Here is a 22659-nt window from a genome sequence, read left to right as displayed (position 1 = left end):
CGCGAATGCAATTCCGGGGACGTGAATGAATTGGCAGGCCCTCATCGCGGACATCGACGAGATGCTCGGGTGGATACCGTCTTGGATCACCGGTGTTGGCCTCGTGGCCGGGGCGGTCCTGGTGGCGCTGGCTTTCTACCGGTTCGCCGTCTGGCTGCTCAATCGCGCTTTCGGAACCCGTCTTCCGCTTCTGAACGTGTTCGTCGAGCGCACGTCCGGGCCGGCCCAGCTGGCAATGTGTCTCGCCGCCGTTGCGCTGGTGCTGCCGCTGGCGCCGCTCGATGACGCCTTTCGCACGCCGCTGACGAGACTCTTCGTGGTCGCCTTCATCGCGCTGATCGGCTGGATCTCGATCCGGATCGTCGACATGAGCTCGGCGCGCTATCTTCAGAACTTTCGCGATGTCACCGAGAATTTCGTCGCGCGCAAGCACGTCACGCAGATCTGCGTGTTCAAGCGCGTGACTGACATCATCATCGTCATCATCACGGTGTCGGCCGCGCTGATGACATTCGATTCGGTGAGGCAGTATGGCGTCAGCCTGTTTGCTTCAGCCGGCGCGGCCGGTATCATCGTCGGTCTTGCCGCGCGGCCGCTGCTCAGCAATCTGATCGCGGGCATGCAGATCGCGATCACCCAGCCGATCCGAATCGAGGATGCGGTCATCATCGAGAACGAATGGGGTTGGGTCGAGGACATCGCCGCGACCTATGTCGTGATCCGATTGTGGGACTGGCGCCGCATGGTGGTGCCGCTGTCCTACTTCATCGAAAAGCCGTTCCAGAACTGGACCCGCGATACGGCGTCCTGATCGGCGTCATCGCGCTGCATGTCGATTATCGCGCCGACGTGCCGCGCATCCGGCGCTGGCTGGAGGGCGCGGTGAAGGACTCAAAACTCTGGGACGGCGCGGTGGTCAATCTTCAGGTGATCGATGCGGATTCCCGCACCATCGAGCTGCGTGCGCTGGTCAGCGCGCGGAACGCGCCGCAGTCCTGGGATCTGCGCTGCGAGATGCGGGAAAAGCTGATCGCCTTCATCCGCGACGAGATGCCGGAAGCGCTCCCGCGCGAGCGCGCGATCCTGATCCCGCAGGGTCGGGACGACGACGACGCCGAATTCCTGCAACGCTCCACCGCGCCGGAGAAGGTGCGGGCGAACTCTTGACGCTCTCAGCGGGAACGATGCTCGCGTTCTTGACTTTGCCGTACGCTCGGGGCGAGCACGGCGCCGCGTGCAAGGTGCCCAGAAGAGATCTGCATGTGAAAGACCTCACTGCGCGCGGATGTCGGCGGCCTTCAGCACCGGCGCCCATTTGGTCGCCTCGGCACGCATGTAGGCATCGAAATCCCTGGCGGAGGAGCCGACCGGGGCTGCGCCGATCTTGCCGAGCGTCGACAGCACGTTTGCATCCTGTAGCGCTGCCTTCAGGTCGGCCTCGAGTTTTGCGACGAGATCCGGTGGCATTTTGGCAGGTCCGAGCACGCCCCACCAGACCGAGACGTCGTAGCCGGGCACGCCCGACTCTGCGACGGTCGGGACATCAGGCAGCGCCTTGGAACGCTCGGCCGAGGTCACCGCGAGCGCACGCACGGGGCCGCCTTCGAGCTGGCCGATCGCTTCCGCGAGCGGATTGATGCTGAGCGGAATTTCGCCGGCGATCACCGCTGTCAGCGCCGGCGCGCCGCCCTTGTACGGGATCGCGACGATTTTGGTACCGGACATGTGTTTCAAGAGCTCGCCGGCAAGATGCGCCGAGGTGCCGTTGCCGGACATGCCGTAGGAGAGCTTGTCCGGTTCCTTCCTGGCCGCGGCCAGGAGATCGCCGAGGGTCTTGTAGGGACTGTCCTTGGCCACCACGATCGCGAGCGGCGAGGAGGCGACTTCAGTGATCGCCGTAAAGTCCTTGAACGTGTCATAGGGCACACTCGGATAGATGAACTGGTTTAGTGGATGGCCGCTGGCAACCAGGATCAGCGTGTAGCCGTCGGGCGCGGCCTGTGTCAGCGCCTGCGAGGCAACGATGCCGCCGGCGCCGGGGCGGTTGTCGATCACGGGCTGCTGGCCCCAGGTGTTGGCCAGCGCCTGGCCGAGCGTCCGCGCCAGCACGTCGACCGCGCCGCCGGCCGCATATGGCACGAGGATGTGAACCGGCTTGCTCGGGTAACTGTCGGCGGCCTGCGCGACGTTGGCTGCGAGCAGCAGGCCGGCGCCCAGCATCCAAGCGCCGATCTTCGTGTTCAAACCCGGCATTATTCAGCACTCCCTGGGGCATTCGCGTCCGTGCGGTGGTCTTCCGAGCCGCTTCCGGACGTTGCCCGTGGTTTTTGTTGACGAGACCTGATCTTTTGTACGATAGTACAAATCACATGGTACGCAAGCCCACCAGCAAGGAAACGGCCCGCAAGCCGAACATGCGTGAGGCGATCCTCGCCGCGGCCGAGGAGCTGTTCGCCACCAACGGCTTCAATGCCGTGTCGGTGCGCGATATCGCACAGGCCGCCGGGGCCAATCCCGGCAGCGTCACCTATCATTTCAAGACCAAGGACGGCCTGCTGCTGGAGATCTACCGGCGCCATTGCGGGCCGATGAATTTGCGCCGCTCGGAACTGCTCGCCGCCGCCCAGCGCGTGCGCGATCTCCAGGATCGGCTCGAAGCGATCGTGCGAGCCTATGTGGTGCCGGCCTTCACCTCGGGCAGCGATCTTGCAGGCGGCGGGGCGCGCTTCACACGGCTGCGCGCCGTGATGTCGGCCGAGGGCAACGAGGTCGCGCGAAAAATCATCGCGCAGACCTTCGACGATACCAGTCACGCCTTTATCGATGCGATCCACGACAGCCTGCCGCATATTCCGCGCACCGACATCGTTTGGCGCAGCCACTTCCTGCTCGGCGCGCTCTATTACTCGCTGGTGACGCCGGACCGCGTTTCGCGCCTGTCGCGCGGCGAGGCCGACGGCAGCGATCCCGCCAACGCCATCGAGCAATTGGTGCAGGCGACCGTGGCCGCGTTCCAGGCGCCGGCGCTCGATCAGGCTGCGCCGGCGCGGCGAAGGACTGTTGCAAGCAGCAAGACTTGAAAGAAACCGCCCGAGCGGAGGCGCGTAACAGCGCTTCCGCTCGCAAGCGGACATGTGATGGGATGTTTGAGGACATGAACAGGCGGGAGTGCTTGCATCTCTTGACCGGACTGGCCGGCACCTGGCGCGAGCGACGTGTGCGCAGGGGGCGTCAAGATCATGCCGAATGATGGCGACCTCGTCGATCTGATCCCCCTCTATGCACCTGATAGCGCGATCCAGCAGAAGCTGCTCGTCGACAATCCGGCACGCCTGTTCAAGTTCAGCTGATGACAAAGATGTACACGCCAACCATTCCGCCGCCTGATCCGAACACGCGCAGGCCAAAGTTCAAGCTGCCGAAGCTGTCCTGCGACGCGCATTGCCATATCTTCGGTCCCGGCGCGAAGTATCCCTATTCGCCTGACCGATCCTACACGCCGCCGGATGCCCCGCTTGAGGACTTCAAGGCATTGCACGCCAAGCTCGGCGTGGAACGCGCCGTCATCGTCAATGCCAGCGTGCACGGCATCGACAACACGGTGGCACTCGACGCCATTGCGCAAAGCAACGGCGCCTATCGCGCGGTCGCCAATATCGACGACACCATCACCGAACGCAGGCTTCGCAGCCTGCACGACGGCGGCTTCCGCGGCTGCCGCTTCAATTTCGTCCGCCATCTCGGCGGCGTTCCCGACAAGCGCGTATTCAACCGCATCATCGCGATGGTCGCGCCGCTCGGCTGGCACATCGACCTGCATTTCGATGCGATTGACTTGCCCGAATATGCGGACATGCTGACAAGACTGCCGCTGAGCTACACCATCGACCATATGGGGCGGGTGAAGGCGTCGGAGGGGCTCGACCAGCTTCCATTCAAGATATTGATCGAGCTGATGCAGCGCGACGAAAAGTGCTGGGTCAAAATCTGCGGCTCGGAGCGGGTGTCCTCCGCCGGCCCGCCGTTCACCGACGCCGTGCCGTTCGCGCGCAAGATCGTCGAGACGGCGCCCGACCGCATCATCTGGGGCACCGACTGGCCGCATCCCAACGTCAAGGTGATGCCGAATGACGGCGACCTCGTCGATCTGATCCCGCTGTTCGCGCCGGAGCCGGAGCTCCAGCAGAAGATCCTGGTCGACAATTCCGCGCGCCTGTTTGGATTCGGCGAATGACGGCGATGGTGATCGACAAGCCGCGTGGCCGCGTCTGGTGGAAGGAGCTCTGGATCCAGGTGCTGATCGCCATGGTGGCCGGCATTGCGCTTGGGATCGTCAATCCCGAGGCGGGTGCGAAGATGCAGCCGCTCGGCGACGCCTTCATCAAGGCGATCCGCATGCTGATCGCGCCGATCATCTTCTGCACACTCGTCCATGGCATCGCCCATATGGCCGACATGGCGCGGGTTGGGCGGGTCGCGGTCAAGGCGATCGTCTATTTCGAGGTCATGACTACGATCGCGCTGATCATCGGTCTCATCGCGGTCAACGTGCTCAAGCCCGGCGCCGGCATGAACATCGACCCTGCTAGCATCAATGCCAGCGCGGTCGAGCCTTACGTCAAGCAGACCGCCGTGATCGGCTTCGTGCCGTTCCTGATCAACATCGTGCCCGCGACCTTCGTCGGCGCCTTTGCCGAGGGCAACATCCTCCAGGTCCTGTTCATCTCCGTGCTGTGCGGTTTTGCGCTGGTACAGCTTGGCGAGCGAGCCGCGCCGCTGGTTCATCTGATCGACATCGCGGCCAAGATGGTGTTTGCCGTCGTCGGCTTTGTGATGTGGGCCGCGCCGATCGGCGCGTTTGGCGCGATCGCCTTTACCGTTGGAAAATTCGGCGTCGGCTCCTTGGCCTCGCTCGGCAAGCTGCTGGGCGGGTTCTATCTCACCTGCGTGGTCTTCATCATCGTGGGGCTCGGCCCGGTGGCGCGGCTTTGTGGGTTCTCGCTGCTGAAGCTGATCCGCTACATCTGGGAAGAACTGCTGATTTGCATCGCCACCACATCGTCCGAGACGGTGCTGCCGCGGATGCTGACCAAGCTGGAGAAAGCCGGCTGCGAGAAGAGCGTGGTCGGCCTCGTCATCCCGACCGGCTATTCCTTCAATCTCGACGGCACATGCCTGTACCTGGCTGCCGCCTCGGTGTTCCTCGCGCAGGCGACCAACACACCGCTCGGGCTGGCCGAGCAGATCGAGCTGCTACTGATCCTGCTCGTGACCTCAAAGGGCGCGGCGGGAATCGCGGGCGCCGCCTTCGTCGTGCTGGCGGCAACGCTGTCTCGCCACCGGCTCCATTCCGGTGACGAGCGTGGCGCTGGTGCTCGGTATCCATCGCCTGATGTCGCAGGGGCTGACCCCGACCAATCTGATCGGGAACGCGGTCGCAACCATAGCGATTGCCAAATGGGAAGGCGCGCTCGACGGCGAGCGCTTGCGGCGCGTGCTGGACGGTGAGGAACCCGTGCCCACCGCAGCCTGGTGAAATCGCTGCCGGTATGACGCAGGCAGCCTATGATGTTGACGAACGAAAGAGGGAGTTCTCCCATGAAAACAGGTCTCGTGGTTACCGCCCATCCCGGCGATTTCGTCTGGCGCGCCGGCGGCGCCATCGCGCTGCATGCGAAGAAGGGCTATCGCATGAAGATTGTGTGCATGTCCTTCGGCGAGCGCGGCGAGAGCCAGTTTGCCTGGAAGGAACCGGGCGCGACGCTGGAATCGGTCAAGGCCGGTCGCAAGGACGAGGCCGAGCGGGCGGCAAAACTGCTGGGCGCCGAGATCGAGTTCTTCGATTGCGGCGACTATCCGCTGAAGCTGACCGAGGCGCATTTCGACCGCATGGTCGACATCTACCGCGAACTCAACCCGAGCTTCGTGCTCACGCACGCGCTGGAAGACCCCTATAATTTCGATCATCCGAACGCGGCGCATTTCGCCCAGGAGACCCGTGTGGTCGCGCAGGCCATGGGTCACAAGCCGGGCGCGCAGTACCAATATTCGGCGCCGCCGGTGTTTCTGTTCGAGCCGCACCAGCCCGAGCAGTGCAACTACAAGCCCGATCTGCTTCTGAAGATCGATGAGGTCTGGAAGGAGAAGTACGAGGCGTTCCAGATCCTCACCGCGCAAAAGCATCTCTGGGGCTATTACGAGCGCGTCGCGCTCAACCGGGGCATCCAGGGCAGCCGCAACACCGGCATTCCCATGACCTATGGCGAGGCCTATCAGCGCCTGTTCCCGACCGTTGCGGAGGTGCTGGCATGAAGCCCGTCGTTGTTCGCAACATCAACCGTGCCGATCCCGCCGGCATGGCGGAATACGGCGTCTCGACCGTGCACGAGGCCTATGGTCGCAGCGGCCTGATGAAGCCTTATTTGCGGCCCGTCTGGGCGGGCGCGTCGATCGCCGGTCCCGCCGTCACCGTGCTGGCGCAGCCCGGCGACAACTGGATGATCCATGTCGCGGTCGAGCAGTGCAAGAAGGGCGACATCCTCGTGGTTGGCTGTACCACTGACAATACCGACGGGATGTTCGGCGAGCTGCTGGCGACTTCGCTGCAGGCACGTGGCGTGCAGGGATTGATCATCGACGCCGGCTGCCGCGACGTCAAAGCGCTGCACGAGATGAATTTTCCGGTGTGGTCGCGTGCGATCTCGGCCAAGGGCACGGTCAAGGCCACGCTCGGCTCGGTCAACGTCCCCGTGGTCTGCGCCGGCGTCAATGTCGATCCCGGCGACATCGTCGTCGCCGATGACGACGGCGTCGTGGTGGTGCCGAAGCGCTATGCCGCCGAGGTCGCCGAGAAGGCGAAGAAGCGCAACGCCGACGAGGGCGGCAAGCGCAAGCGCCTCGCCTCGGGCGAGTTGGGCCTCGACATGTACAGCATGCGCGAGGCGCTGGCGAAGGCCGGGCTGGTCTACGTCGACAATCCCGAGGATGTCTAAGGCGTAATATGGCTTGAGCATGATCCCTTCGGCAAAACCGCTGCAGAGTTTCCGGATCATGCTCGCGAGAAGCGGAGCTCACCGATGGATCGTGTCAAGCTGAAAGCCGTGCTCGGCAGTCACCCTCACGTCAAGGCAGTGAAGAGCGGCGAGCTCCGCTCCGACCTGTTCGACCTCGACTTCATCGAGTACACGCCGACCAACACGGCGTTCAAGCCGATGGTACGCGAGCAGGCGTTTGACGTCTGCGAGATGGCGATTGTCACCTATCTGATGGCGAAGGCGCACGGCAAGCCGCTGGTGCTGCTGCCCGCGACCGTGCTCGGGCGTTTCCAGCATTCCTACGCGCTCTACAATCCCGCGGAGGAGCGCTCGGGCCCTCCGATCTCGAAGGCAAGCGCGTCGGCATCCGCTCGTTCACGACGACGACGGGAGCCTGGATCAGGGGCATCTTCGCCAACGACTATGGCGTCGATCTCGACAAGATCCGTTGGGTGACGTTCGAGGATCCGCATGTCGCCGAATATGTCGACACCACCGAGCGTGCGCCGAAGGACAAGAAGGTTTTGCAGATGCTGCGCGACGGCGAGCTCGACGCAGTCCTCGGCGAGGCTTCGAACGATCCCAAGCTGAGGCCGCTATTCCCGGATCCGGCCGCGGAGGCCGTGAAATGGTATGCCCGCCGCGGCGTCGTGCCGGTCAATCATCTCGTGGTCGTGAGCGAGAGCCTCGCGAAATCGCGCCCCGACGTGGTTACGGGCGTCTATGATCTGCTCAAGCGGAACAAGCAACAGGCGGGGCCTGTCGCGACGCCCGACTTCGTTCCGTTCGGGATTGAGGCGAATAGAAAGCCGTTGGAGCTGATCGTCGACTACGCATTCCAGCAGGGGTTGATCCCACGCCGCTATGCCGTCGAAGAGCTCTTCGACGCGACGACGCGGGGTTGAACTGATGTCGGATCCGAGGCGATGGCAGATCGGGCTGGTTGGCTACGGTGAGGTCGGCAGGATTCTTGCTGAGGATTTGCGCCAACAGGGCATCAGGGTTGCCGCCTATGACATCAAGCTCGGCGGCGAGCTGGGTGCGCCGCTGACGGAGCATGCGGCGAAATTCGGCGTGAAGCTCGCGGCGTCTCACGCTGAGCTGACTGCGACATCCGATTTCATGATCTCAGCCGTCACCGCGAGCCAGGCCGTTCCGGTCGCAAAGGCCTGTGCGGCGGCGATCAACCAGGGCACCTGGTTTCTCGACTTCAACTCGGCCTCGCCGGGCGCCAAGCAGCGCGCGGCGGCGTTGATTGACGGGGCCGCGGGGCGGTATGTCGAGGGTGCCGTGATGACCTCGGTTCCGCCTTATCGCATCAAGGTGCCGCTGCTGCTGGGCGGTCCCGGCGCGAAGGAGCTCGAGCCGCTGCTGAATGCGATCGGCTTTGCGGCCAGAGTTGCGAGTGACAAGCTCGGTGTATCCTCAGCCGTGAAGATGTGCCGCAGCATCATGATCAAGGGCCTCGAGGCCATGGTCATCGAGAGTTTTACGACCGCGCGGGCCTATGGCGTCGAGGACGCGGTCCTGACTTCGCTGGCGGAAACCTTTCCCGCGATCAATTGGGAAAAGCAGGGAGCCTATTTCTTCCAGCGCGTGATCGAGCACGGCCGCCGGCGTGCCGAAGAGGTGCGTGAGGTCGCAGAGACCGTGCGCGAGGCGGGGTTGACACCATGGTCGGCGCAGGGGACGGCCGAGCGTCAGGCCTGGGTCGCCGATCTCGCCGACGAAGGCCTGTTCGGCACGAAGGGAACGAAGGAATTTGCGCGTAGCGCGGATTGGCGCACCGAGGCGGATCGCATTCTGGCGAAGATCAAGCATTGATGCTGAACGCACCTGCTTAGCTCGGGATGCTGCCGCCGCTACAGCCCGCGATTTCGTCGCGGGCGGCCTCGATCATGTCGATCAGGCGCGTGGCCTCGCGGACAACATCCCTGGTGCGCTCGGTCCTGAATTCGGTCAGGATCATGCGAATGCACTTGTCGGCGGTGTCGAGCGTCCGCAGCGCGCGAGCCATGTCGTCTTGCGTGTGGATCGCCGAGATGTCGAGGCCCGACAGGACCTCACCAATGCCATTAAGCCGCTTGATGGCGGTTTCGGCGGGCGTGCTGGCCCGAATGGACTGGTAATCAATGCTGCTGAATGCGCTGAACATATCCAAACTCCCGCGAACCCAGATGGTCAGTGCAAGGTCTTAGTAGGATTGCCAGCCGTTTCTCGCAATGCGTTGCGCTACGGACCGGGATTCTTACCGGACTCAGCCCGGCGGCCCGTTCAGCGGTAAAATCGGACAGATGCGATTGGGAAATTAATTGCGCTGCCTGACTATCTTACCGTTCGACGCGACAAGCTTCCCCTCCTTGTACACGGAGCGTCCCTGTGGCACCGCCACGACAGCTTCGGGAACATGTTCCGCATTCAGGGTGACGAAATCGGCTTTGGCGCCGACGCGCAGGCCGTAGCCCTCGAGCCGCAGCGCTTTCGCGCCGACTTCAGTGACAACATCGAACGCGACACGCAATTCCTCGTCGATATTGAAGCCCGACCGATAGCCGAGCGTCGTCGCCCGGCGCAGCATGTCGCCGTCGCCATAGGGCCACCAGGAATCGCGGATGTTGTCGTTGCCGCTGAACACGGTCACGCCGGCGCTGCGCAGCGCCAGGATCGGCGGGAACGGCCGCGCGCCCGGCGCATTCGTCATGATCGCGACGCCGGAGCGCGCAAGGGTGTCGGCGACTGCCTTGAGCTGATCCGCGTAAATATCGCCAAGCCCGTACGCGTGGCTGATCGCGACATGGCCTTCCATGCCGAGCGCACGTGTGCGCGCTGCGATCTGCTCGATCTCGAACGCGCCGAGCGTGCCCATGTCATGCAGGTGGATGTCGACGTCGACGCCGTGCTTGTTGGCGACGCCAAACACCACATCGAGGTGCTTTTCGATATCGCGATCGAAACTCGCGGGATCGAGCCCGCCGACGAGGTTCGCGCCGAGGCCGATCGCTTCGTCGAGCAGTTGCGGGGTGCCCGGGCTCGTCAAAATGCCGCTCTGGGGAAAGGCGACGAGCTGGATGTCGACCAGGCCGCGATATTCCTCGCGCACGCGCAAGATCGTCTCCAGCGACTTCAGGCCGACCGAGCCGTCGACCATGACGTGGCTGCGCATCTGCGTGCTGCCGTGCGTGATGCAGAGATCGAGCTGGTTGCGCGCCCGCACGTCCATCGGCGCTGACACGGCCATGTTCTGGGCCTGGAAGGCCACGCGCTCGTGCACGTTGAATCCATCGGTGCATGGCTTATGCGGACGCCAGGCGTCGCCATAGAAGCTGGTGTCGAGATGGATGTGGCCTTCGACGAAGCCGGGAACGACGAGCGCATTGCCGAGGTCGACCGTTTCGGCACCGCCGGTGGGCGCGTCAGCCGGCATGATCGCGGCGATGCGCCCGCCCTTGACCGCAATGTGATGGCGAGCCCCGCCGTCGAAGCGGGCGTTGAGGAAGATCTTGTCGAAGGCCATCCGGTTGCTCCGTTGGTCGATTTGTCGTTGCGCGAGCGGTTCAGTCTTATGGCTTAAGCAGCGTCGCTCGCTTCCGCTCGAAGGTCTGCCGCCCGTTCTTGAACCCCATCAAGATATCCGGCAGTTCGGCGATCGCGAAGCGGCTGTCCTGCGTGTCGAGCACGACGAGATCGGCGGGCTTGCCGACCGCGATCCCGTAGTCTGTGAGGTTCATCAACCGCGCCGGCAGTTCGGTGACGAGATCGAGGCAGATGCCGAAGTCGCCGACGGCGGCGTGGGCGACATTGGCGTAAAAGTTCGCCATTCGCAGCAGCGAGGCATCGCCAAACGGCGTGAAGGGATTGAGCACGTTGTTGGTCGCGACCGAGCAGACGATGCCGTTGCCGGCGAGCTTGTGCGCGAGCGTCAGTCCGCGCGGCGCGTTGTGAGTGGCCTCGCGTCCCATCAGGTAGAGATCGGTCGCGGGCAGCACGGTGACGGCGATGCCGGCCTTCGCCATTTGCGCGATGGCTGCCTTCAGCCGTTCCGGCGGCAGGGCCGAGAGCTTCGTGGCATGCCCGATCGCGACGCGACCACCGTAGTTGCGCTGTTCGGTCTGCCGGCAGACCTCGTCGAGATGCGACCAGGAGGGATCGAGATCGAAGTCGAGATGGAGATCGACGTCGAGATCGAATTGCTGGGCGAGGTCGAAGATCCGCACGAGATGCGCCTTCGGGTCGGTGTCCGTATAGGGGCAGCCGCCGATTGCCTCGGCTCCTTCGCGCAAGGCCTGGACCAGCAGCTCTTCTGCTCCGGGATCGTTCGTCAGGCCCTCCTGCGGGAAGACGCAGAGCGAGAGATCGATCGCCCAGGCATAATCGCGCTTGAGCGCCTTGACCGCCTCGAAGCTGCGCAAGCCGATGCGCGGGTCGATTTCGACATGGGTGCGCATCCGTGTCGTCCCGTGGACGATGGCGCGCTCGAGCACTTTTGCGCCGCGGGCATGGACGTCGTCGACACCAAAATCCCGCTTCATCGCCGAGACGGCACGGATGGCATCGCCGAGCGTGCCGTGGATATGCCCGCAACGCTCGAGCAGGCAGGCCTTGTCGAGATGGATGTGGCTGTCGACGAAACCGGGCAGAGCCAGCCGTCCGCCGAGATCGACCTCGATCGCCTCGCAGGCCAGTTCTGGTTCGATCGCGGCGATCCGCCCGCTCTTTACCCCGATATCGACGGATATGGCGGATGACCGCAACAGGGCGTTGCGGAAGATCAGGTCGAAGGCGGTCTGGGTGGTCATGGCGGGGGAATCTTCGAAAGTCGATTTATAGCGGTCGGTGACATTGCAGGTCGGCGGCAATGTAGCGGAGACGAAGGGGCCGCCGCCATATCGGAAGCTGTGATAGCTGATAGACGCAGGCTGGTCTGGCGGCAGGCGGGCGGCTGGGCTATCAACCGTTCGGTTGTGCCCGGCATGGAGGCGCAACGCGCCGTCAGGAGCCCTCGATGCGTCTACCCGCCGTTCTCTCGGCCGTTGTCTTGGCCGTCACTTGTCTGGGCCGGCGCTGCGTCCGCCGAAGATCTGTCGGGCACGCTTCAGAAGGTCAAGGAGACCGGGAAGATCACGCTGGGCTATCAGGAAGCCTCGGTGCCCTTTAGCTATCTCGACGGCAACCAGAAGCCGGTCGGCTTCGCCATGGATATCTGCCTCAAGATCGTCGATGCCGTGAAGAGGCAGCTCGGCATGCCCGACATTGCCGTGGACTATGTCGCCGTGACCTCGTCGAACCGCATTCCGCTGATGGTCAACGGCACGCTCGACCTGCACTGCTCGGCGACCACCAACAATGCCGACCGCCAGAAGCAGGTCGCCTTCACCAACACGCATTTCCTCAGCGCGACGCGATCGCCGCCAAGAAGGCCGCGAACATCAACAGCATCGACGATCTCAAGGGCAAGGCCGTGACCGCGGTGGCAGGCTCGGTCAATTTGAACCAGCTCGCCAAGGTCAATACCGAGCGCAATCTCGGCATCCAGATCATGCCGGCCGTGGATCAGGCCGAAGCATTCCTGCTGCTCGAGACCGACCGCGCGCAGGCCTACGCGCTCGACGACGTTCAGCTTGCGGTCGCGATTGCGCGCTCGAAGGAGCCGGGCCTGTTTATGATCAGCGAAGAGACGTTTTCGAAGGCCGAGCCCTTCGGGATCATGCTGCGGCGGGAGGACGCGCCGTTCAAGGCGCTGGCCGATCGCGCCACGGCCGAGCTCTACGCAAGCCCGGAGATCGAGGTGCTCTACCGAAAGTGGCTGGAATCCCCGACGCCGCCGAACGGCATCAACTACAATGTTCCGATGTCGGCAGCCTTGCGCAATGCCTTCAAGAATCCGAGTTCGAGCGCCGATCCGGACGTGTACCTTGTGAAGTGAGGCAAGGGCGCTAGCGCGCACGCGGCGTGTCGAGCAATTGGCCCGCCAGCGCCGCGCCGATTGCCGCAATCGCGGCCATGGTGAGCGCCCAGGCCACGAACAGGCGATGGCCGATCAGCGCGCCGCTCAACAGCGGCGCGCTGATATTCGCGCCCGACATCAGCGACTGGTTGAGGCCCATGATCATGCCCTGCCGATTGATCGCGGTCGACCGCGACAATTCCGCCGTCAGCGTGCTCCGGGCAAACATGGTGCCGGCGATGATCAGCGTCAGATAAAGCGCGAGCAGGCCGATGTTGCTGCCGGCTGAAAGCCCGACAAATCCGAGGCCCATGCAGGCAAATGCCGCCATCACGATACTGCGGTCGGAGGCGACGAGGTTTGCGCGGGTGATCAGAAGTCCCTGGACCACCATATTGATGAAGCCGGCATAGGCGAACATCCAGCCGAGTTCGCGTGCGCCGAAGGGGTGGCCGTCCCAGGAGAACCGCGCCGAAAGGAACAGGCCGATCTGCGACAGGAACATCGAGTTGACGAAGAAGAACACGATCAGCAGGCCGAGCAGCCGCCAGGCGTAGCGCATGCCGAACAAGCTGCGCACCAGCGTCGGCTCGGGCACGCGATGCTGGTAGAGCGGCTCGGACGCCGGATGATCCGGCGGAAGCAGGGCGATCGTTGCGAGAATGCTGATCAGCGAGAGCGCGGCCGCGGCCCACACCGGTGCGGTCTGGCCGTAATGGACGAGGAAGCTCGACAGCGCCGGCCCGAGCAGCAGCCCGGTCCCGATGGCGCCGCTGGTCATGCCGAGCGCCTGCTTGCGCGTTGCCGGCGCACTGTGCTCGGCGGCATAGGCATGCGCGACCGAGATGTTACCTGATGTCAGGCCGTCGATGATGCGCGCCAGAAACACCAGCGTCAGATTGCCGGCAATTGCGAGCAGGACAAATCCAATGAGGGTTCCGACCTGGCTGACGACCAGCACCTTGCGCCGTCCGTAGCGGTCGGAGAGGATGCCGACCACAGGACCGGCGACCAACTGGCAGACGGCATAGACCGAGATCAGCGCACCGATCAGGAACGGCGTGGCGCCGAGGCGCTGCGAATAGAACGGCAGCAGCGGCAGGATGATCCCCATTCCCGTGGCGTCCACGGCCACGACGACAAAGGTCGGGGCGAGCGACAGCGCGCTCGCCCACGATCGCCTGTCGTGCCTCTGCCGTGGAACCGGGGCCCATATCGCGTTGTCCTCGTTCGCGTTTGCGTGATCGGTCCGAATATGAGGGGTTATATAGTTGCAGACTAATAGTTCGTGTCCTATCTAATTTGCATGGCACCCTCGCAGGCCTTTATCCACGGCGAAATCGGGCGGCTGGTCACCCGCCTGGCCCGCATCTGGCGGCGCGAGTCGGATCAGGCGCTGTCCCATCATGGCCTGTCCTATGCCACCGCGATCCCGTTGCTGGTGCTGTCGCGGCAAGGCGAGAACGTCCGCCAGGGCGTGCTTGCCGACGAGCTCGGCATCGAAGGGCCGTCGCTGGTGCGGCTGATCGACCTGCTCCAGGCCGAGGGCTTGGTGGAGCGTCGCGAGGATCCGACCGACCGGCGTGCCAAAACGCTCCACCTGACGAAGGCGGGCGAGGCCAAGGTGGAGGAGACCAACCGGATCTTGCGGCGCGTGCGGGCGAGCCTGCTGAAGGATATCGCGCCAGAGGAACTTGCGATAACTTTCGAGACGCTCCAGCGCATCGAGCGGCGGGCCAGCCTGCTCGAGGCAAAGGCGTTTCCAGAGGCGAAATAGTCATGCGCACGGAAGAGCCGTTCCTGGTCCGCCACGCGGACCTCATTTTTGCTTTGAAGACGTTTGCCGCGTCGATGCTGGCTCTGGTCATTGCGCTCGCGATGGATCTGCCGCGGCCGTATTGGGCGATGGCGACCGTCTACATCACCTCGCAGCCGCTCGCAGGCGCCACCAGCTCAAAGGCCTTCTTCCGCGTGATGGGCACGCTGGTCGGCGCGATCATGACAGTGGCGCTGGTGCCGAACCTCATCAACGCGCCAGAGCTGTTGTGCCTCGCCATCGCGCTCTGGGTCGGGCTGTGCCTGTATCTCTCGCTGCTCGACGGCACGCCGCGCAGCTACGTCTTCATGTTGGCGGGGTATACCGTCGCGCTGATCGGCTTTCCTCGGTGTCCGAGCCCGGTGCGATCTTCGACACTGCGGTAGCAAGGCTCGAGGAAATCTCGCTTGGCATCATCTGCGCCAGCCTGGTCTCGACCATCGTGTTTCCCCGCAGCGTCGCGCCGGCGGTCGCCGGTCGCGTCGATCGCTGGCTCCTGGATGCGCGTCGCCTCAGCCAGGTCGTGCTGCTGCGTGAGGGCACCAGCGAAACCCGCCGCGGCAAGCGCCTCAAGCTCGCGACCGATATCGTCGAGATCGACACGCTCTCCAGCCATCTCGCCTATGACCGGCTGACCGATCGCAATGCAGTGACAGGCCTCGGCGAAATCCGGCTGCGCATGCTGATGCTACTGCCCGTGATCGCCTCACTGGAAGATCGGTTGGCGGCGTTAGGGGAGGAGGCTCTGCGTCGGCAGCCGGAGCTGAAGCGATTGCTGGAGGATCTCGCGCAGTGGATCGTCAGCGATGTGGGCGCGCGGCAACCGGCCGAACGGATCTGCGCCATGGTCGCGGAGCGGCAGGCGGTGCTCGACCACAGCGCATCCTGGGAGCGGATCATTGTCACGAGCCTGCTCTCGCGGCTGCGCGATCTGGTCGATCTCTCGCGCGACTGCCGCGAACTGACCGAGGCCATCGCCGGAAACCGGAACGTCTCGTCCCTCGATCTGGCTTTCCATTCCGAAGCCGGCGCCGCGCCCGTGCGTCACAGGGATCGCGGGCTCGCGCTGTGGTCGGCGGCCGGTGCGGCCGTGGCGATCCTGATCTGCTGCGCGTTCTGGATCGGCACGGGCTGGCCCGATGGCGCGTCGGCGCCGATGATGGCGGCGGTGGCCTGCTCGTTCTTCGCCGCCCAGGATGAGCCCGCGCGCTTCATCCGCAGCTTCGGCCTCTGGTCACTGGTCGCCATCGTGGTCGTTGCGATCTATTTGTTCGCACTGGTGCCTGCGATCTCCCATATCGAGGTTTTGATCGTCGCATTGGCGCCAACCTTCCTGCTCTATGGCTTCCTGATCGCGCGGCCGGCTACGGCGGGCACCGGCATGGCGCTCGCGGCCAACACGGCGACGCTGCTTGCGCTGCAATCGACCTACATCGCGGACTTTGCCTCCTACGCCAATTCCGCCGTCGCCTTCTTCGTCGGCGTCCTCATAGCGGAGATCGTGACGCGGATCGCGCGCGGGGTGGGCGCGGAGTGGATCGCCAATCGCCTGGTGCTGTCGAGCTGGATCACGATCGCGGTTGCCGCCGAACGGCGTGGCAAACGCGACCGCGCGGAGTTCGCCGGCCTCATGCTGCATCGGCTCGGGCTTTTGGTGCAACGCATCGCCTTCCTGTCGGAGAGCGACCGGCGCGACGCCGACAGCCTGGTCCAGCTCCGCATCGGCATCAACATCATCGATCTGCGCCGTGCGCGCTACGGGCTTGCGGCATCGACCATCGCCGTCATCGACGACATGCTCGACCAGCTCGCCATTGCCTGCCGCAATTATGCGGGCGGCGGAATGCCACGCGAACTCCTGACCAGCGTCGACCGGGCCTTGGCCCGGGCGGTGAAGGATCCCAACGACAGCGCGCGCGACGATGCGCTGATCGGCCTTGTCGGCATCCGTCGCGGCCTGTTCCCGGACGCGCCGGCCTATCGGCCGCGCGCAGATACGAGTGTGGCGGCATGAGATATGTGATCGACATCTATGGCGTGCTCGTCCCGGCGCTGCTGCTCTGGATCATCGTCGCCTATGTGCTGAGCGCGCTTCTGCGCCGGCTGATGCAGCGCTTCGACCTCTACCGGCTGGTCTGGCACCGCGCACTGTTCGATTTCGCGATTTTCGTCTGCCTTCTCGGCGGCGTCGTCTATCTCTCGGAGTACCTCTCATGAAAGGGAATTTCGCCTGGATTGGTCGGCTCGCGGTCACGCTCATCGTGGTCGTGGCGGCGCTCGGCGTGGGCCGCGAATTGTGGGTCTACTATATGGAGTCCCCCTGGACCCGTGACGGCCGCGTGCGGGCCGACGTCGTGCAGGTTGCGCCCGATGTCTCCGGCTTCGTCACCGAGGTTCTGGTCAAGGACAACCAGAAGGTCCATCGGGGCGATGTGCTGTTCAAGATCGATCGCGAACGGTTCGCGCTGGCGCTGCGGCAGGCCGATGCGTCGGTGGCGGGTCATCAGGCCACGCTGGATCAGGCCAATGCCGACCTGAAGCGCTACAGCACGCTGACGACCGATGCTGTCTCGCAACAGAAGCAGGAGCAGGTGCTTGCGACCCAGCTTCAGGCCAAGGCGGCGTTCGACGCGGCGGTTGCCGACCGCGCGGTCGCCCAGCTCAATCTCGATCGCAGCGAGGTCCGGGCTTCCGTGAACGGCGTGATCACCAACATGGATCTGCGGCCGGGCGCTTACGTCACCGCCGGCAAGGGCGTGATGGCGCTGGTCGACAGCGACACGCTGCATGTGGAGGGCTACTTCGAAGAGACGAAACTCGCGCGCATCCGTGTGGGCGACAAGGTGCAGGTTCGCCTGATGGGCGAGAAGGGCACGCTGACCGGCCATGTCGAGAGCATCGCCGCCGGCATCGAGGACCGCGACCGCGCCGAAGGCGCAAGCCTGCTTGCGAACGTCAATCCGACCTTCAGCTGGGTGCGGCTCGCCCAGCGCGTGCCCGTGCGCATCGCGCTCGATCCGGGGCCCGACGAAATGTCGCTGGTCGCCGGCCGTTCGGCGACGGTCGAGGTGTTGAACTAGGCGCGAAGTTTTGGCCGTGTGCATTTCGGTGAGGGGGTCTGTCTCCGCGCCCGGAAGCCCTCATCCAGCGCTTCGCGCCACCTTCCCTCACAAAGCGGCTTTGCGCAGCCGGTCTGGCTAGTCGATCTCGAGATATTCCGGCTCGGCCGGTTCAGGGAACGGTGCGGCCGGCAGCGTCTGGTACCAGAACGCCACGGAAGCGATGTCGTCCTGCAGCGGGAGATATTTTGCCTCCTTGAGACCCGTTCGCCAGCCCAGCGCCTGGATGATGACGCGTTGGTCGCTCTGGAAGCGGATGGGATCGGGGATGTGCCAGCGGTACATGCCGAAGCGCTGCTGCGATTTGTAGACGCCGTCGGGACGAATCACCTGCGGCAGGCCGGCATAGGACGTGGTGAATTCCTGATAGCGCGATTGCTGTACGGCGCCGCGACCGGAATGCGCCACGTAAGGATCGAAATTGTAGGCACCGCAGAAATAATCCTCGGTGCCGGTGCCGCAGATGGTGGGGAATTCGCCGTCGCCGTCGATGAAGAACTTGATCTCGCCTTCGCCCCACCAGCCGTTGTTGTTGACGCCCCAGGCCATGCCATGTAGGTGCCGACATACTGGCCACGCCCGCTGACGCCATCGAGGATGGTGTAGACCTCCTTGAGGGCAGCGGATTGGTGCGGCGGAATCGGCTGCTCCTGACCGTCCCAGTAGACCCGCAGGATCGAGTGGCGCAGACGTCCGCGTGCCAGCGTCATCCAGATCTGCTGGATGGCGCCCTGGCCTTCGATATCGGCGAGCGTGAATGTTGCGCCGGGCTCGATCACGACATAGGGCGAGACCTTCCAGCCTTGCCCGAGATCGCGGGCCTGAGCCGCCGCAGGCCCGTCGACCGACATGCCGCCCTTGCCCTTCTCACCGGTGAAGTTCTCAGGGCTGATCGAACGCGTCTGCGCCTTCGACAGGCGCGACAGATTGCCGAGATGCAGGCCCAATCCGGAAAACGCCATGATGTCCTCGATGACAGGGGTAGCGATGCCTCGGATATATCGCGCCCGAATTGACCAAAAGAGATGATTGCGCAATGAGAGGGGCCAATCCTACCCGACGCGGTACCCCCTGAACTTCTCGCGCAGCGCTGATTTGAGCACCTTGCCAGTGCCGGTCATCGGGAATTCATCGAGGAACTCGACCGCATCCGGCATCCACCAGCTCGCGATCCTGGGACGCATGTGGTCGAGCAGGGTCTTGCCGTCGACAGTCGCGCCCTTCTTGCGGACGACCAGGAGCAGGGGACGCTCCTGCCATTTGTCGTGCTCAATGGCCACCACGGCGGCCTGCAGCACGTCGGGATGTGACAGGGCGATGTCCTCGAGCTGGATCGAGGAGATCCATTCGCCGCCCGACTTGATCACGTCCTTGGAGCGGTCGGTGAGAGTCACATGGCCGTGTTGGTCGATCACGGCCATGTCGCCGGTGATCAGCCAGCCGTCGCGATCGAGGCCTTCGTCCAGCTTCATGTAGCCGGAGGCGACCCAGGGGCCGCGGGCGCGCAGATGGCCGACGGTCTTGCCGTCGCGTGGCAGCTCGCTGCCGCCGTCGTCGACGATGCGCAAGGTCGTGCCGAAACAGGCGCGGCCCGAGACCTGGCGGCGATCGAATATTTCGGCTTCGCTGAGATGCTCCGAGCCCGGTCTCAATCCTGGCATCGAGCAGCCCAGCGCCTCGGTCATGCCCCAAGCCTGAATGTAGTCGAGGTCGTAGTCGCGCTTGAGTTTCTCGACCATGGCGCGGGGCGGCGCCGAGCCCGACGACAGCGTCGCGCGCAGCGTCGTGAACCTGTTGCCGGTGCGGCCGAGCCAGTCGAGCAGGATCAGCCAGAAGCTCGGCACGCCCGCCGACAGCGTCACCTTCTCGCCCTCGAGCAGCTCATAGAGCTTGTCGGGCTCGTAGTTGCGGCCGGGCAGCACCAGCTTCGAGCCGGTATAGGGCGCGGTGAACGGCATGTTCCAGCCGTTGCCGTGAAACAGCGGCGCCATCGGCATCATCACCTCGCGCACGCCTTCGAGATGCCCGGGAATGAAGTCGAAGTTGCAGCACGTCATGGTCTGGAGGATCGCGGCGCGGTGCGAATAGATGACGCCCTTGGGATTGCCTGTCGTCCCCGACGTGTAGCAGATGGTGGAGGCGGATTTCTCGTCGAACTCCGGCCAGGCGAAACCGGCGTCGCTCTCCTTGTCCAGGAGCTCCTCATAGCAATGCATGTTCGCAAGCGTCGTCTCCGGCATGCGTTCGCGCGACGACATCATCACGTATGCCTCGACCGTCTTCAGCTGCGGCGCGATCGCCTCGACAATCGGCAGTGTGGCGCGGTCGACGAAGAGGATGCGGTCTTCGGCGTGATTGATGATGTAGACGAGTTGCTCGGGAAACAGTCGCGGATTGACGGTGTGCAGCACATAGCCCATGCCGGGCGCTGCGTAGAACATCTCGAAATGGCGATGCGTATTCCAGGCCAGCGTGCCGACGCGGTCGCCTTGCTTCATGCCGAGCCGCTTGAGCGCCAGCGCCATGCGCTTGATGCGTGGATGAGCCTCGGCATAGGTGGTGCGATGGATGTCGCCTTCGATCTCGCGCGCGACGATCTCCGCCTCGCCGTGGTAGTCGGCGGCATACTGAATCAGGCCACTGATCAGCAGCGGCATGTCCATCATCAATCCCTGCATTGTCCCCTCCGAAAGCCATGTCGTTTCTGAAATCATGACGTTTCTAGAATCATGTCGTTGGACGGCGCATTGGCGCTTGCATTCAAGGTAGCGGAACGCTGCGCGGCGTACACGCAAAAAACGGAGGACGTGATTGCGTGCGTCACTTTTCAGGGCTAACTGGTGCGCGCTGCAGGCCGAAGCTGCGCCCGCCGTGGAGGAGATCGATGTCAGCGGAAAGACACAAGACCGGCGCAGCCGGCGCACCTACCATCGACATTCAGGCCCTGCGCGCGCGCTATCGTGAAGAGCGCAACCTGCGTCTGCGCTCCGAAGGTAAGGCACAGTATGTCGAGATGGCCGCGGGCTTTGCCCGCTATCTCGACGATCCCTGGGCCGATGCCGGATTTGCTCGCGAGCCTGTTAGCGAAGATACCGAGGTCGTCATTGTCGGCGGCGGCTTCGGCGGCTTGCTGTGTGGTGCGCGTCTGCGCACGGCCGGCATCACTGATTTCCGCATCGTGGAAAAGGCAGCCGATTTCGGCGGCACCTGGTACTGGAATCGTTATCCCGGCGCGGCCTGCGATACCGAGAGCTACATCTATCTGCCGCTGCTGGAAGAGACCGGTTACATGCCGGTGCGCAAATATGCGCGTGCGCCGGAGATCTACGAACACTCGCGCCGCATCGGCCGTCACTTCGGTCTTTACGAGCGCGCGCTGTTTCAGACCGTCATCTCGCGCATGGCATGGCAGGAGCGGGAGGGACGCTGGCTGGTCGAGACCGATCGCGGCGATCGCATCCGCGCACGCTTTGTGATCCTGGCCGGAGGTCCGCTGAGCCGGCCGAAGCTGCCGGGCATTCCCGGCATCGAAAGCTTCAAAGGCCACAGCTTCCATACCAGCCGGTGGGATTATTCCTACACCGGCGGCAGCGCCGAGGGGGGTCTCGAGGGCCTTGCCGACAAGCGCGTCGGCATCATCGGCACCGGCGCCACCGCCGTGCAATGCGTGCCGCATCTCGGCCGTTCGGCGAAAGAGCTCTACGTGTTCCAGCGCACACCTTCGGCGATCGGCGTGCGCGGTGATCGGCCGACGGATCATGCCTGGGCGGAGAGCCTGAAACCCGGCTGGCAGCGCGAGCGGATGGACAATTTCACCGCTGTGATTTCGGGCGAGCCGTTCGAGCAGGATCTGGTGCAGGACGGCTGGACCGGCCTGCTCGGCGAGATCTTGCTGGCGCCGCGTCGTCAGCCGCATCAGGTCGCCTCGATGGAAGAGGCGCTGAAAGTGATCGAGCAGGCCGACTATCGCAAGATGGAGGAGATCCGGGCCCGCGTCGACGCCGTGGTCAAGGATGAGCCGACCGCAGCGGCGCTCAAGCCCTGGTACAAGGCGTTCTGCAAGCGGCCGTGCTTTCACGACGAATATCTCGACACCTTCAATCGCCCGAACGTTCATCTCGTCGATACCGGAGGCAGGGGCGTCGCGCGCATCACCGAAAATGCGGTCGTCGCCGACGGCAAAGCCTACGAGCTCGACTGTCTGATCTATGCCAGCGGTTTCGAGGTCGGGACCGACTATGCGCGCCGCATGGGTTTTGAGGTCTATGGCCGCGACGGCATCAGCCTGTCCGACCGCTGGCGCGATGGCGTCAAGACCATGCACGGCTTTTACAGCCGCGGCTTTCCGAACTGCTTCCTGATCGTGACCGTGCAGGCGGGCCAGAGCGCCAACTTTCCGCATATCATCGACGAGCAATCGCAGCACATCGCCTATGTCATCGATCAGGCGCGCAAGCGCGGTGCACGGACCTTGGAGCCGACGCTCGCGTCCGAGAATGCCTGGGTCGACGAAGTCGTGAAGGCCGCGGTCGGCCGCCAGACTTATCTCGCCGAATGCACGCCCGGCTACTACAACAACGAAGGTGTGTTCGATCCGATCGCGGCGCGCAACAGCCAGTATTGGCGCGGGCCGATGGCGTTCCTGCGGCTGCTCGCCAAATGGAGGAAGGAGGGCAGCCTGGATGGATTGGAATTGACCTATGGAGCGGATGCGAAGAACGACGGTGCCCAGGTCCCGATATGAGC

At 64.1% G+C, this 22659-nt stretch carries 17 protein-coding genes and 5 pseudogenes; 15 read left to right on the top strand and 7 right to left on the bottom strand.

From position 1 onward, the window contains the following. Positions 1-25: 25 nt before the first annotated feature. Positions 26-1167 (top strand): annotated as a pseudogene (locus ACTGJ9_RS28440) (mechanosensitive ion channel family protein). Between the two features lie 105 nt (positions 1168-1272). Here the strand turns inward: ACTGJ9_RS28440 and ACTGJ9_RS28435 are convergent. After that, positions 1273-2253, bottom strand: a complete 981-nt coding sequence (locus ACTGJ9_RS28435) for a tripartite tricarboxylate transporter substrate binding protein (protein ID WP_456673768.1) — start codon at positions 2251-2253, stop codon at positions 1273-1275. Positions 2254-2369: 116 nt separating this feature from the next. Here ACTGJ9_RS28435 and ACTGJ9_RS28430 point away from each other — a divergent pair, with 116 nt between their 5' ends. The 7 genes and pseudogenes from ACTGJ9_RS28430 (at position 2370) to ACTGJ9_RS28400 (ending at position 8858) form a co-directional block, all read left to right on the top strand. Continuing rightward, the gene (locus tag ACTGJ9_RS28430) at positions 2370-3080 is read left to right on the top strand and encodes a TetR/AcrR family transcriptional regulator (RefSeq protein WP_456673767.1); all 711 of its coding nucleotides are present in this window, start codon (positions 2370-2372) and stop codon (positions 3078-3080) included. 269 nt (positions 3081-3349) lie between these two features. Beyond that, complete coding sequence (locus ACTGJ9_RS28425) at positions 3350-4234, top strand: amidohydrolase family protein (RefSeq protein WP_456673766.1); 885 nt, start codon at positions 3350-3352, stop codon at positions 4232-4234. Further along, positions 4231-5536 (top strand): annotated as a pseudogene (gene dctA / locus ACTGJ9_RS28420) (C4-dicarboxylate transporter DctA). Before ACTGJ9_RS28425 ends, dctA begins: the two are co-directional and overlap by 4 nt. 62 nt (positions 5537-5598) lie before the next feature. After that, on the top strand, positions 5599-6312 hold the full coding sequence (locus ACTGJ9_RS28415) for a PIG-L deacetylase family protein (protein ID WP_456673765.1): 714 nt from the start codon (positions 5599-5601) through the stop codon (positions 6310-6312). Beyond that, entirely contained in the window at positions 6309-6992 is a 684-nt protein-coding gene (locus ACTGJ9_RS28410; RefSeq protein ID WP_456673764.1) for a 4-carboxy-4-hydroxy-2-oxoadipate aldolase/oxaloacetate decarboxylase, read from the top strand. Before ACTGJ9_RS28415 ends, ACTGJ9_RS28410 begins: the two co-directional genes overlap by 4 nt. Positions 6993-7076: 84 nt before the next feature. Further along, positions 7077-7939: pseudogene (locus ACTGJ9_RS28405) on the top strand (substrate-binding domain-containing protein). A gap of 1 nt (position 7940) precedes the next feature. Beyond that, entirely contained in the window at positions 7941-8858 is a 918-nt protein-coding gene (locus ACTGJ9_RS28400) for a DUF1932 domain-containing protein (protein ID WP_456678657.1), read from the top strand. Between the two features lie 16 nt (positions 8859-8874). On the opposite strand, the gene ACTGJ9_RS28395 is transcribed toward ACTGJ9_RS28400, so the two are convergent. From ACTGJ9_RS28395 to ACTGJ9_RS28385, 3 genes are all read right to left on the bottom strand, one after another. Beyond that, the gene (locus ACTGJ9_RS28395) at positions 8875-9189 is read right to left on the bottom strand and encodes a hypothetical protein (RefSeq protein ID WP_456673763.1); all 315 of its coding nucleotides are present in this window, start codon (positions 9187-9189) and stop codon (positions 8875-8877) included. A 153-nt stretch (positions 9190-9342) separates the two neighbouring features. Then, positions 9343-10548, bottom strand: a complete 1206-nt coding sequence (locus ACTGJ9_RS28390) for an amidohydrolase family protein (RefSeq protein WP_456673762.1) — start codon at positions 10546-10548, stop codon at positions 9343-9345. Positions 10549-10594: 46 nt separating this feature from the next. Continuing rightward, the gene (locus tag ACTGJ9_RS28385) at positions 10595-11830 is read right to left on the bottom strand and encodes an amidohydrolase family protein (protein ID WP_456673761.1); all 1236 of its coding nucleotides are present in this window, start codon (positions 11828-11830) and stop codon (positions 10595-10597) included. A 206-nt stretch (positions 11831-12036) separates the two neighbouring features. Between ACTGJ9_RS28385 and ACTGJ9_RS28380 the strand changes: the two are divergent. Then, positions 12037-12957, top strand: a pseudogene (locus tag ACTGJ9_RS28380) (amino acid ABC transporter substrate-binding protein). Between the two features lie 10 nt (positions 12958-12967). On the opposite strand, the gene ACTGJ9_RS28375 reads toward ACTGJ9_RS28380, so the two are convergent. Beyond that, a complete protein-coding gene (locus tag ACTGJ9_RS28375) occupies positions 12968-14092 on the bottom strand; it encodes an MFS transporter (protein WP_456673760.1) in 1125 nt (374 codons plus the stop codon). 192 nt (positions 14093-14284) lie between these two features. On the opposite strand from ACTGJ9_RS28375, the gene ACTGJ9_RS28370 reads away from it, so the two are divergent. The 4 genes and pseudogenes from ACTGJ9_RS28370 (at position 14285) to ACTGJ9_RS28355 (ending at position 17874) form a co-directional block, all read left to right on the top strand. Continuing rightward, positions 14285-14755, top strand: a complete 471-nt coding sequence (locus ACTGJ9_RS28370) for a MarR family winged helix-turn-helix transcriptional regulator (RefSeq protein WP_456678656.1) — start codon at positions 14285-14287, stop codon at positions 14753-14755. A gap of 2 nt (positions 14756-14757) precedes the next feature. After that, positions 14758-16808: pseudogene (locus ACTGJ9_RS28365) on the top strand (FUSC family protein). Further along, complete coding sequence (locus tag ACTGJ9_RS28360) at positions 16805-17011, top strand: DUF1656 domain-containing protein (RefSeq protein ID WP_148749382.1); 207 nt, start codon at positions 16805-16807, stop codon at positions 17009-17011. The pseudogene ACTGJ9_RS28365 and the gene ACTGJ9_RS28360 overlap by 4 nt, the downstream one beginning before the upstream one ends. Beyond that, positions 17008-17874 carry an efflux RND transporter periplasmic adaptor subunit gene (locus ACTGJ9_RS28355; protein ID WP_456673759.1) on the top strand — a complete coding sequence of 289 codons (867 nt, stop codon included), beginning with the start codon at positions 17008-17010 and terminating at the stop codon, positions 17872-17874. Before ACTGJ9_RS28360 ends, ACTGJ9_RS28355 begins: the two co-directional genes overlap by 4 nt. 117 nt (positions 17875-17991) lie before the next feature. On the opposite strand, the gene ACTGJ9_RS28350 is transcribed toward ACTGJ9_RS28355, so the two are convergent. Then, positions 17992-18462: a DUF2961 domain-containing protein gene (locus tag ACTGJ9_RS28350; protein WP_456673758.1), complete on the bottom strand. Its 471-nt coding sequence runs from the start codon at positions 18460-18462 to the stop codon at positions 17992-17994. Between the two features lie 131 nt (positions 18463-18593). Here ACTGJ9_RS28350 and ACTGJ9_RS28345 point away from each other — a divergent pair, with 131 nt between their 5' ends. Then, the gene (locus tag ACTGJ9_RS28345; RefSeq protein WP_456673757.1) at positions 18594-18929 is read left to right on the top strand and encodes a hypothetical protein; all 336 of its coding nucleotides are present in this window, start codon (positions 18594-18596) and stop codon (positions 18927-18929) included. A 36-nt stretch (positions 18930-18965) separates the two neighbouring features. On the opposite strand, the gene ACTGJ9_RS28340 is transcribed toward ACTGJ9_RS28345, so the two are convergent. Then, positions 18966-20591: a long-chain fatty acid--CoA ligase gene (locus ACTGJ9_RS28340; RefSeq protein ID WP_456673756.1), complete on the bottom strand. Its 1626-nt coding sequence runs from the start codon at positions 20589-20591 to the stop codon at positions 18966-18968. Between the two features lie 206 nt (positions 20592-20797). Between ACTGJ9_RS28340 and ACTGJ9_RS28335 the strand changes: the two genes are divergently transcribed. Then, a complete protein-coding gene (locus tag ACTGJ9_RS28335; protein ID WP_456673755.1) occupies positions 20798-22657 on the top strand; it encodes a flavin-containing monooxygenase in 1860 nt (619 codons plus the stop codon). The last annotated feature ends 2 nt before the right edge of the window (positions 22658-22659 follow it).

The sequence above is a fragment of the Bradyrhizobium sp. RDM12 genome (assembly GCF_051917485.1).
Taxonomy (GTDB): Bacteria; Pseudomonadota; Alphaproteobacteria; order Rhizobiales; family Xanthobacteraceae; genus Bradyrhizobium.
Note: the sequence above shows the minus strand (reverse complement) of the source record. Positions and strands in the feature narration are given on the sequence as shown.

Excerpts from the sequence above, each read along its gene's own strand:
- ACTGJ9_RS28370 (WP_456678656.1), top strand. The coding sequence starts at position 14,285 with ATGGCACCCTCGCAGGCCTTTATCCACGGCGAAATCGGGCGGCTGGTC.
- ACTGJ9_RS28425 (WP_456673766.1), top strand. The coding sequence starts at position 3,350 with ATGACAAAGATGTACACGCCAACCATTCCGCCGCCTGATCCGAACACG.
- ACTGJ9_RS28360 (WP_148749382.1), top strand. The coding sequence starts at position 16,805 with ATGAGATATGTGATCGACATCTATGGCGTGCTCGTCCCGGCGCTGCTG.
- ACTGJ9_RS28350 (WP_456673758.1), bottom strand. The coding sequence starts at position 18,462 with ATGGCCTGGGGCGTCAACAACAACGGCTGGTGGGGCGAAGGCGAGATC.
- ACTGJ9_RS28385 (WP_456673761.1), bottom strand. The coding sequence starts at position 11,830 with ATGACCACCCAGACCGCCTTCGACCTGATCTTCCGCAACGCCCTGTTG.
- ACTGJ9_RS28335 (WP_456673755.1), top strand. The coding sequence starts at position 20,798 with ATGTCAGCGGAAAGACACAAGACCGGCGCAGCCGGCGCACCTACCATC.
- ACTGJ9_RS28355 (WP_456673759.1), top strand. The coding sequence starts at position 17,008 with ATGAAAGGGAATTTCGCCTGGATTGGTCGGCTCGCGGTCACGCTCATC.
- ACTGJ9_RS28430 (WP_456673767.1), top strand. The coding sequence starts at position 2,370 with ATGGTACGCAAGCCCACCAGCAAGGAAACGGCCCGCAAGCCGAACATG.
- ACTGJ9_RS28340 (WP_456673756.1), bottom strand. The coding sequence starts at position 20,591 with ATGCAGGGATTGATGATGGACATGCCGCTGCTGATCAGTGGCCTGATT.
- ACTGJ9_RS28415 (WP_456673765.1), top strand. The coding sequence starts at position 5,599 with ATGAAAACAGGTCTCGTGGTTACCGCCCATCCCGGCGATTTCGTCTGG.
- ACTGJ9_RS28435 (WP_456673768.1), bottom strand. The coding sequence starts at position 2,253 with ATGCCGGGTTTGAACACGAAGATCGGCGCTTGGATGCTGGGCGCCGGC.
- ACTGJ9_RS28395 (WP_456673763.1), bottom strand. The coding sequence starts at position 9,189 with ATGTTCAGCGCATTCAGCAGCATTGATTACCAGTCCATTCGGGCCAGC.
- ACTGJ9_RS28375 (WP_456673760.1), bottom strand. The coding sequence starts at position 14,092 with ATGGGGATCATCCTGCCGCTGCTGCCGTTCTATTCGCAGCGCCTCGGC.
- ACTGJ9_RS28410 (WP_456673764.1), top strand. The coding sequence starts at position 6,309 with ATGAAGCCCGTCGTTGTTCGCAACATCAACCGTGCCGATCCCGCCGGC.
- ACTGJ9_RS28390 (WP_456673762.1), bottom strand. The coding sequence starts at position 10,548 with ATGGCCTTCGACAAGATCTTCCTCAACGCCCGCTTCGACGGCGGGGCT.